Annotated in this window: 7 protein-coding genes; all 7 read left to right on the top strand. The window is 62.5% G+C overall.

The features are described 5' to 3' along the window. The first annotated feature begins 505 nt into the window (after positions 1-505). The 7 genes from FJ320_06590 (at position 506) to FJ320_06560 (ending at position 9,523) form a co-directional block, all read left to right on the top strand. On the top strand, positions 506-3,070 hold the full coding sequence (locus tag FJ320_06590; GenBank protein MBM3925643.1) for a hypothetical protein: 2,565 nt from the start codon (positions 506-508) through the stop codon (positions 3,068-3,070). 173 nt (positions 3,071-3,243) lie between these two features. Further along, on the top strand, positions 3,244-4,293 hold the full coding sequence (locus tag FJ320_06585) for an ABC transporter permease (GenBank protein ID MBM3925642.1): 1,050 nt from the start codon (positions 3,244-3,246) through the stop codon (positions 4,291-4,293). Beyond that, positions 4,286-5,734, top strand: coding sequence for an ABC transporter permease subunit (locus FJ320_06580; GenBank protein ID MBM3925641.1), 1,449 nt, complete (start codon positions 4,286-4,288; stop codon positions 5,732-5,734). Before FJ320_06585 ends, FJ320_06580 begins: the two co-directional genes overlap by 8 nt. A 175-nt stretch (positions 5,735-5,909) precedes the next feature. Next, on the top strand, positions 5,910-6,878 hold the full coding sequence (locus tag FJ320_06575) for an ABC transporter ATP-binding protein (GenBank protein MBM3925640.1): 969 nt from the start codon (positions 5,910-5,912) through the stop codon (positions 6,876-6,878). Continuing rightward, on the top strand, positions 6,875-7,843 hold the full coding sequence (locus FJ320_06570; GenBank protein ID MBM3925639.1) for an ABC transporter ATP-binding protein: 969 nt from the start codon (positions 6,875-6,877) through the stop codon (positions 7,841-7,843). Before FJ320_06575 ends, FJ320_06570 begins: the two co-directional genes overlap by 4 nt. Before the next feature lie 649 nt (positions 7,844-8,492). After that, complete coding sequence (gene pyrF, locus FJ320_06565) at positions 8,493-9,317, top strand: orotidine-5'-phosphate decarboxylase (protein MBM3925638.1); 825 nt, start codon at positions 8,493-8,495, stop codon at positions 9,315-9,317. Next, a complete protein-coding gene (locus FJ320_06560; GenBank protein MBM3925637.1) occupies positions 9,308-9,523 on the top strand; it encodes a DUF951 domain-containing protein in 216 nt (71 codons plus the stop codon). The genes pyrF and FJ320_06560 overlap by 10 nt, the downstream gene beginning before the upstream one ends. The last annotated feature ends 219 nt before the right edge of the window (positions 9,524-9,742 follow it).

The raw sequence follows: 9,742 nt of genomic DNA, 5'->3' as shown, positions 1-9,742 counted from the left end.
GCCGGCGGCTCCGACGACGGCGATGACAATAAGGCCCTCTGGCTCATCATCGGCCTCCTGGCCGGCGCCATCCCCACCATGGTCCTGGCCTTCATTGGCGGCTTCCTCCTCATCCGCCGCTATAACCGCCCCGCCAGCCCCGTCACATGACCGTCCGCTGGGCCGCTTTGCAGGAAGATTAATATAGGGCATATATTTAATACAGCGACAATGTTTCAAGCTCTGAGGACAGCTTGGGCTAGCTCAAGCGATCCATTCACCGTATGAATCGGTGGGTCTGGGTGTCCCATTCTGGTTCTCCCTCTTCTCCTATTGCAAAGGAGAAGAGGGAGTTAGACGCCGTCCTGAGCCTGGCCGAAGGAGGGTGATGAGGTGATCTTACTTTTCTTTCCCCTTCCAGCAGCAAGGGGACAAAGGGGATGGTATCCCGATTGAAGACACGCTGGATTTTCTCTTACACCTTTAGAGTCAACAAACCCCGGCAGTCATAAAGGACGGCGTAAATATGCGATTAGCCTTAATTCTGCTAACCCTGACTCTATTCTCTATGCTCGCCCTGGGCGCTGTCTCCGCCCAGACCTACAAGCCGCCCCATAGCCGGCCCGGCCCCGCCGCCGACCGCCTCCTCTTCCGCGCCGTCAACAACGACGTCGCCTCCAACTCCCTCCGCAACGGCGACATCGATATGTACGTCTTCAGCCTCAAGACCGCCGCGGCCAAGCAGCTGGAAGGTGCCCAGGGCGTCGCCACCTATCGCGCCCCTGCCTCCACCCTCTCCCTCATCCTCAACCCCGCCCCCGCCGTCCGCGGCGAGTTTAACCCCTTCTCCATCAAAGAGGTCCGCCGCGCCATCCAGCACGTCATCAACCGCCCCTTCATATCCCAGGAGATTTACGAGGGCCTGGCGGAGCCCATGGTCACCCACGTCAGCCCCTCCGACTACGACTACCTGGATGTCGCCGCCTTGGCCCAGGAGTTCGACATCGCCTACGATCCCCAGAAGGCCAAACAGCTTGTCGACCGGGCCATGACCTCCGCCGGCGCCACCATGTCCAACGGCAAGTGGAGCTTCAACGGCCGGCCTATCCAGCTAAAGTTCATCATCCGAGTCGAGGACGAGCGCCGTGAAATCGGCGACCTGGTCAGCGCCGAACTCGATAAGCTCGGCTTCACCGTCAGCCGCGTCTACCACCAGTTCGCCCCCGCCGTCCTCAACGTCTACAGCACCGACCCCCAGCAGTTCCAGTGGCATATCTATACCGAAGGCTGGGGCCGCGGCGCCGCTGAGCGTTACGACTACGTCACCATCAACCAGATGTCCGCCCCCTGGCTGGGCAACATGCCCGGCTGGCAGGAGGTCGGTTACTGGCAGTACGCCAACCAGAAGCTGGACGAAATCGGACAGCGCATCTATCGAGGCCAGTTCGCCGACGTCAACGAGCGCACCCGTCTATACCAGGAGATGACGCGCCTCAGCCTGGACGAGTCCATCCGCCTCTGGGTCGCCACCGTCTCCAACACCTTCCCCGCCACCGACAAGGTCCACGGCGTCACCCAGGACATCGCCTCCGGCCCCAAGGCTCTCTGGACCCTGCGCGAGGCCTACATTGAGGGCAAGGACAGCGTTACCATCGGCAACCAGTGGGTGTGGACGGAGCGCACCACCTGGAACCCCGAGGGCGGCTTCGGCGACGTCTATAGCGTCGATATCTGGCGCAACATCTTCGACCCGCCCATGGCCCGCCACCCCTTCACCGGCCTCCCCATACCCTTCCGCGTTAGCTATAAAGTGGAAACCTCCGGCCCCAGCGGCAAGCTCGCCATCCCCGGCGAAGCCGTCCTGTGGGACGTGCCTTCCAACGCCTTCAAAAACGTCGCCTCCGGCGCCCAGGCCACCAGCAAGGTCACCTTCGACTTCTCCAAGTACTTCAACGCCAAGTGGCACAACGGCCAGCCCATCACCATGGCGGACGTTATCTACTCCATCTACCAGGGCTTCGATATCGCCTACAACCCCAACAAGGCCAACATCGAATTCGCCCAGGCCACCACCAGCAAGCCCTACCTGGAGACCATCAAGGGCTACCGAATCGTGGACAGCAGCCGTCTGGAAGTCTACGTCGACTACTGGCACTTCGCTCCCGACTACATCGCCGAATACGCCACGCCCTCCGGTCTCACCACCCCCTGGGAGATGCTGGCCGCCATGGACGAGCTGGTGTTCACCAAGCGCCGCCTGGCCTACAGCGATACCGCCGCCTCCCGCTTCGGCGTCGACTGGCTCAGCCTTATCCTGGACCGCCACGCCCGCGAGGTTCGCAACACCCTGCGCGAGTTCCAGACCGCCGGCAAGGTCCCCGAAAATGTCTTCAAAGTCGGCAGCACCACCCTCGTCAGCCGTGACGACGCCGTGAAGCGCTATACCGCCTCCTCCGAATGGATCGCCCAGCGCAACCTGGCTGTTATCAGCAACGGTTCCTATATGCTGACGCGCTTCGATGCCCCCGCCCAGTTTGCCGAGCTCCAGGCCTACCGCGATAGCTCCTACCCCTTCAAGCCCGGCGACTGGCACTTCGGCGCGCCCCCCGCCGTCGCCATTAGCAGCGTCCGCGCCCCCGTCCTCGGCAAAGGCTTCGACGGCGCCATCGACATCCAGGCTCAAGGCCCGGGCGCCCTCGGCGTCAAGTATCGCCTCTTCGACCCCGTCGCCAACAAGCTGGCGGCCTCCGGCGACGCCCAGCGCACCGGCGACGGCGCGTACCGCATCAGCCTCTCCAAGGATGACACCAACAAACTCTCTCTGGGCCTCTACCAGCTATACATCACCGCCTTCAGCGACCAGGTCTCCGCCCTGGCCGAGCGCCGCGTGAACCTGGAGGTGGCGGAGCGCCCCGGCGCCGCTAGCAGCCAGGACTTCCCCATCGACGGCCAGCCCCCCGCCACCGACGATGACGGCGGCGGCTCCGGCATAATCCTCATCGCCGTGGTAGCGGTGGCCTTGGTAGCGTTGCTGGGCGTCGGCGGCTTCTTCCTCATGCGTATGGCGCGACGGCCCGGCACTCCCGCCTAACATTGGTTCGATCACAATAGCCTGCGCAGTATGAACTTTCTGCTGCGCAGGCTCTATTTATTCCCTCAATGAGACTGGACACCTCCGATGTCCTTACAGAAAATCCTAATTCGTAGTATAAGTAATCATGCTGCCCGCATTTTTGGGTCAGTTACTTGCACGACACGGGATCTATGTCGCTAGGTAGAACCCTCGCTATACGCGGCCTCACCCTCCTGGGCGTCCTGGTGGTCGTGCTTCTCCTCGTCATCATCACCCTGGGCGCCACCGGCTTCTCCGAGCGCATCCTCACCGCCACCATGAGCGAGCAGCTTCGCGGCGAGCGCGAGGTCCTGGCACGCACCATCCGCGACCCCCTCCAGCTCGAAAACGCCCTTCAGGCCCGCCGCGACGAGCTGGTCCGCTTCTACGGCCTCGACAAGCCCTGGTACCAGAACCTCCCCAACGTCACGCGGCGCGTCGTCACCCTGGACCTGGGCCAGGCCCGTACCCTCCGCACTTCCGACGGCTCCTCCAAGGTCAGCAGCCTTATCATGGAACGCCTGCCTCGCACCATACTTCTCGTCACCACCGCCTCGGTCATCACCTCGGTCATCGGCCTGTGGGTCGGGGTCAAGCTGGCCACCCGCGCCGGCACCGGCTGGGACAAGGCCGTCTCCTACCTCTCCGCCGTCTCCTTCGCCCTCCCCGCCTGGTGGGCCGGCATCCTCTTCATCCTCATCTTCGCTTTTCATCTCGACGTCTTCCCCGAAGGCGGCCTCTACGGCACGCCCCCGCCCGAAGGCGGCCTCGCCCGCTTCGGCGACCTCCTATATCACGCCCTGCTGCCCATCCTCACCCTCACCGTCGTCTCCCTCGGCGGCTGGATTTATGCCGTCCGCACCATGGTGCTCAACACCAGCCAGGAGTTCTTCGTCACCGTCGCCCGGGCCAAAGGCCTGTCGGAAGGCCAGGTCATGCGGCGATACATCCTCCGCGCCGCCGCGCCGCCCATCGTCACCAGCCTCATCCTCGGCCTCACCGGCTCCCTGGGCGGCGCCATCCTCACCGAGACCGTCTTCAACTGGCCGGGCATGGGCCGCCTCTACTTCGACGCCATCCAGAGCGCCGACGAGACCGTCATCGTCGCCCTGACCTTCGTCTTCACCCTCATGTACGTGGCCGCCCGATTTGTCCTCGAAGTCCTTTATGTAATCCTCGACCCTCGAGTCCGCTATGCTTAGCTTCCTGCGACGCCAGGGCACCCTCAAGCTCATGCTGTCCAGCAACTCGGGCCGCATCGGCGTCGCGCTGTTCCTCAGCATGGTCGTCATATCCCTGGTGGTGGTGGCCGTATACCCCCTGGACTTCGGCAAGACCAAGTGGAACAACCCCGCCTACTGGGCCGACAACCCCCAGAGCGTCCCGCCCTCTTGGTGGCGGTTCTTCACCGGCAAAGACCACATCGTCCACCACATCCACTCCGCTGGCTCCCCCTCCGCCGTCGACCCCCGCGACACCGGCCCCCTCCTCCGATATAACTTCAGCTTCGACGCGTCCTCCGGCGCCATCCCCTCTTTCACCTCCATCTCCCTCTCCGGCGTCAGCTACTACTCGACGCCCCCCGTCGTCACTCTCCGCCTTCGACGCCCCGACGGCCGCCTCGTCACCGTCCTCCAGGAGGTGGTCCGCGGCCCCCAGGGCGACGGCGTCACCCCTCAGACTCGCTTCGATGACACCCCCTACCGCGTCTTCCTCTCCGGCAATGACTCAGTCCAGGTCAACCTTGCTGATTTCTTGTTCCAAGAGTTCAGCCTCCAGGCCCAGCCCTCCCAGCTTCAAGGCAGCGTCGAAAGCGTCCTCTTCGGCACGCCCCAGCCCGGCGGCGGCTTCCAGCCCCTGCGAGGCGGCTACACTGCCATCGTTGACCTTCAAATGCGTGACGCCCGCGACAGGGCCAACTTCGTGGACTCGGTCAAGTTTGTGCGAGGCGGCACCGTCTATGGCCTCATGGGCACCGACGCCACGGGCCGGGATCTCTTCACCGGCCTCCTCTTCGGCTTCCCCGTCGCCCTCACCATCGGCATCAGCACGGCGCTCATATCCTCGGCCATCGGCGCCGCCCTCGGCATCATCAGCGGCTATCGGGGCGGCAAGACGGACATCATCATCCAGCGCACCGCCGACGTCTTCACCAACATCCCCCTCCTGCCCATCCTCATCTTCCTTATCTTCGTCCTCGGCGCTAAACTCTGGCTGGTGGTGCTAATCCTGGCCCTCTTCGGCTGGCCCGGCCTTACCATCACCACCCGTTCCATGGTGCTGCAAATCCGCTCCGGCCAGCTCGTCGAAGCCACTCAGGCCCTGGGCGCGTCCCAGTGGCGGATAATGTTCCGGCACGTCATCTTTCAGATCGCCCCCTTCCTCCTGGCCCAGGTCATCTTCTTCACTCCCGCCGCCATTCTGGCCGAAGCCGGCCTCAGCTTCCTCGGCCTCGGCGACCCCTCCATCCCCACCTGGGGCCAGATACTCGAAAGCGGCTTCCGCACCGGCGCTGTCTTTGTCGGCTACTGGTGGTGGGTGCTGCCTCCGGGTATCCTCATAGCCGTCACCGCCCTCTGCTTCGTGCTGCTGACCATGGCTCTGGAACCCATCGTCAGCCCACGACTAAGGACCGGCCAGTGATCGCACCAATGTCTTGTCACTCTGAACGAAGGGCCGTACTCGGCCCGAAGCCGAAGCATCTGTTAACTCTAAAGCCGCGCTCTCACCATCCGTCTCCCACGCTTCCCCTACAATGTAGGGGCGAGGTCGCCTCGCCCTTCTTTCTGGTCTCCTCTCCCCTCCGGATACCTTCCCCATGACCACTCCCCTCCTCCAGGTAAAAGACCTCCTCCTCCACTACCGCTCCGCCTCCGGCGTTGTCCAGGCCGTCGACGGCGTCAGCTTTTCCATGGAGCGCGGCCAAGCCCTCGGCCTCGTCGGCGAGTCCGGCGCAGGCAAAAGCAGCCTCGGCCTCGCCCTCATGCGCGTCCTGCCCCGCAACGTCGCCCGATTCGACGGCCAGGTGCTTCTGGACGGCGTAGACTCCCTATCCCTCAGCGACGACGCCTTCCGCCGCCAGGTGCGGTGGAAGAAAATCGCCATGGTCTTTCAGGGCGCCATGGACTCCTTTAACCCCGTCGCCCGCGTCGGCCAGCAGGTCGCCGAGCCTCTGCTTCTGAACGGCGACATGAGCAAAGACACCGCCCGCGATGAAGCCCTGCGCCTCCTCAACCTCGTCGGCCTCCCCGCCGAGACCTACCAGCGATACCCCCACGAGCTCAGCGGTGGCATGAAGCAGCGCGCCCTCATCGTTATGGCCCTTTCCCTGAACCCCGCCCTCGCCATCCTGGACGAGCCTACCTCCGCCCTCGACACCAGTGTCCAGGCCCAGATCATGAACTTGCTCAAAGACCTCAAGCGAAAAAGCGGCCTCTCTTACATCTTCATCACCCACGACATCGCCCTCGCCAGCGACCTCTGCGATTCTGTGGCTGTCATGTACGCCGGCCAGATTGTCGAGATAGGGCCTGTCGAGCAGATGCTATCGAGGCCCAATCATCCCTACACCCAAAAACTCCTCGCCAGCATCCCTCGCCTCGACCAGGAGTCCCTCCCCGACTTCATCCCCGGCGCGCCCCCCGATATGACCGCGCCCCCCGCTGGCTGCCGCTTCCACCCCCGATGCCCCCTGCGCTTCGACCGGTGCATAATGGAGGCGCCCGGCCTTCTGGCCGTCGCTTCAGACCACCAATCCAGGTGCTGGCTCGTCGATAAAAAGTCATGAACGCCCTCGTCGATATTCAAAACGTCGGCATGGTCTTCCAGGCCCGCACCGGCCTCCTCAAGACCACCCCCGTGCGCGCCCTCGACGGCGTCAACCTGTCCCTGGGCAAGGGCGAGACCCTGGCCGTCGTCGGCGAGTCCGGCAGCGGCAAGACTACCCTGGGCCGCGTCTGCCTGGGCCTCCTTAGGCCCACCTCCGGCAGCGTCGTCTTCGACGGCATGGACGTGTCTTCTATGGCCGACGGCAGCCTTCGCGCCCTGCGACGCCGCATTCAGGGCATCTTCCAAGACCCCTTCTCCAGCCTCGACCCCTACATGAACGTTTCGCAGATCATCCAGGAACCTCTGGTCGTTCATAAAATCGGTGACGCCGACCAGCGCCGCCAGAAAATGCTTGACGCCCTGTCGCAAGTCGGGCTGACGCCGCCCCACGAGTTCTCCGAAAAGTTCCCCCACATGATGTCCGGCGGCCAGCGCCAGCGCGTCTCCGTCGCCCGCGCCCTGGTGTTAGACCCTGACTTCATTGTCGCCGACGAGCCTGTGTCCATGGTCGACGCCTCCAGCCGCGCCGGCCTCCTGTCACTGCTTCGCGGCCTCCAGGAGAGCTGTGGTCTCACCTTCCTCTACATCACCCACGACATCGCCACCGCCCACCACTTCTCCCACCGTATCGCCGTCCTCTATCTTGGACGAGTTGTGGAACTCGGCCCCAAAGAGAATGTCATCCACCATCCTTTGCACCCATACACCCAGGCCCTCATCGCCGCCGTGCCCACTCCCAACCCCGCCAACCGCCTCAAGCCCAGGCCCATCATCGCCGGCGAGCCTCACAACCCGTCGCGTATCCCCGCCGGCTGCCGCTTCCACCCCCGCTGCCCCAAATTCATCGGCGGCACCTGCGATGTCACCGACCCACCCCTCCGCGAACTCCGCCCCGGCCACTGGGCGGCGTGTCACCTGTACTAGCCAACACTTGGTGCTGATGTACGGGCGAGGTCACCTCGCCCCTTCTTCCCTCCTACCGCTGTGACAACTTCTTATTGTCTTAAGCATCTCCCATCCCTTACACTACGCCTATACTTAATACCTCTACCTCTAACCCATAACTCCGCCTCGCTCTACCCTACAATCCTTTACCCTGGGCCAGCCATCGAATTGTTCCGAATTATCTTCCGAAACAGTTCTGTGCCTGGCTCGTGCCTGAAAATCTGAATTGTTTTCGCAAAACTTTTTTTACATGAAACAAAAGGGGTCCACCATTTATTCGTTTGCGATTCGTTTGTCAAATAAAAAAGATGTTAACCCCGGACATTCATCAAAATAGATTGACTGCTAGGAGGTTGTTTTGGTTGTTTTTTGACACTTTAGGTACAAAACAGATCCCTTTTTGGAGAAGCAACCTACATCCGCCTCCTATCCTCTCCCAAGTAATTCAACCTGGTACTTTGAAAAACGACGAAAACGACTCCACTCCTGGCACGTGCCTAAATATTCGATTAGTTTTAGGAAAAAATCGCAAATTGACTCACCCAAAACGAATCCTATAATAAGAGGACACAGGTCATCATGAAGCACACGTAAGTGCTAAGTCCAGACTGCTATACTAAATCCCGCCGTGACCACCTTCCTCCAAAAGCTAGACGCCGCCTGCGCTTCCTCTAAGAGTCTCCTCTGCGTCGGCCTCGATCCCGACCCCCCCCGCATGCCCGTGGCCAATGTCTTCGACTTCAACCGCGCCATCATCGACGCCACCGCGGACCTCGTCTGCGCCTATAAACCTAACCTCGCCTTCTACGAGGCCCTGGGCCTCAAAGGCCTGGAAGCCCTCCAGCGCACCGTCGACCACGCTCGCCGCGCCGCTCCCCACGCCCTCCTCATCGGCGACGGCAAGCGCGGCGACATCGACTCCTCCAGCGCCGCCTACGCCAAAGCTCTGTTTGAGGTATGGGGCTTCGACGCCGTCACCGTCAACGCCTGGGGCGGCGGCGACTCCCTGGCCCCCTTCTTCTCCTACGCCGACCGTGGAGTCTTTATCTGGTGCCGCTCCTCTAACCCTGGCGCTCACGACTTCCAGGACCTCGCCCCTTCCGACAAGCCTCTCTACCAACACATGGCTCGGCAAGCGCAAACGTGGAACAAAAACGGCAACATCGGCCTCGTTGTCGGCGCCACCTACCCTCGCGAGCTGGCCCAGCTTCGCGCCCTCGCCCCGGACATGCCCTTCCTTATCCCCGGCGTCGGCGCTCAGGCCGGCGACCTCAAGACCGCTGTCCTCGCCGGCGTGGACAAGAGCGGACGGCGCGCCGTAATCAACTCCTCCCGCGGCATCCTCTACGCTTCCAAAGGCCCCGACTTCGCCGGGGCCGCCCGCCGCAAGGCCCAGGAAACTCGAGACTCCATCAACGCCATCCTCGCTTCGGAAGGCAAAGGTTGGCCTTAGACCTCCATCTGGACGACGTCCTCACCCTCAAGAAGCGCCACCCCTGCGGCAGCGACAAGTGGCTCGTGTACCGCCTCAGTGGAGACATCGGCCTGGAATGCCTTGGCTGCCAGCGCCGCACTATGATGCCCCGCTCCCAGTTGGAGCGCCGCGTAACCGCCCTCGAACCTCGCGCCAGACCTGATGCTGATACAAGCAAAGCGTGACAGTGTGTCTATATAGCCAGGTGCAGAATTCAACTGGGTACCGGCCGCATCCTCTGTGGTCTCTTCTGGTTCTCCCTCTTCTCCTATTGCAAAGGAGAAGAGGGAGTTAGAGGGTGATGAGGTGCTCTTTTTTCTTTCCCCTTCTTCCTGCTGGAAGAAGGGGACAAAGGGGATGAAGGTATTCCGCTTATGACAAGGAATGTAATCTGCATCAAGCTT

The sequence above is a fragment of the SAR202 cluster bacterium genome, from assembly GCA_016872285.1.
Lineage (GTDB): Bacteria > Chloroflexota > Dehalococcoidia > Lucifugimonadales.
Note: the sequence above shows the minus strand (reverse complement) of the source record. Positions and strands in the feature narration are given on the sequence as shown.

What these genes read in the sequence shown, in the direction of transcription:
- FJ320_06580 (MBM3925641.1), top strand. Translation starts at nt 4,286, where the DNA reads ATGCTTAGCTTCCTGCGACGCCAGGGCACCCTCAAGCTCATGCTGTCC.
- FJ320_06590 (MBM3925643.1), top strand. Translation starts at nt 506, where the DNA reads ATGCGATTAGCCTTAATTCTGCTAACCCTGACTCTATTCTCTATGCTC.
- FJ320_06570 (MBM3925639.1), top strand. Translation starts at nt 6,875, where the DNA reads ATGAACGCCCTCGTCGATATTCAAAACGTCGGCATGGTCTTCCAGGCC.
- FJ320_06585 (MBM3925642.1), top strand. Translation starts at nt 3,244, where the DNA reads ATGTCGCTAGGTAGAACCCTCGCTATACGCGGCCTCACCCTCCTGGGC.
- FJ320_06575 (MBM3925640.1), top strand. Translation starts at nt 5,910, where the DNA reads ATGACCACTCCCCTCCTCCAGGTAAAAGACCTCCTCCTCCACTACCGC.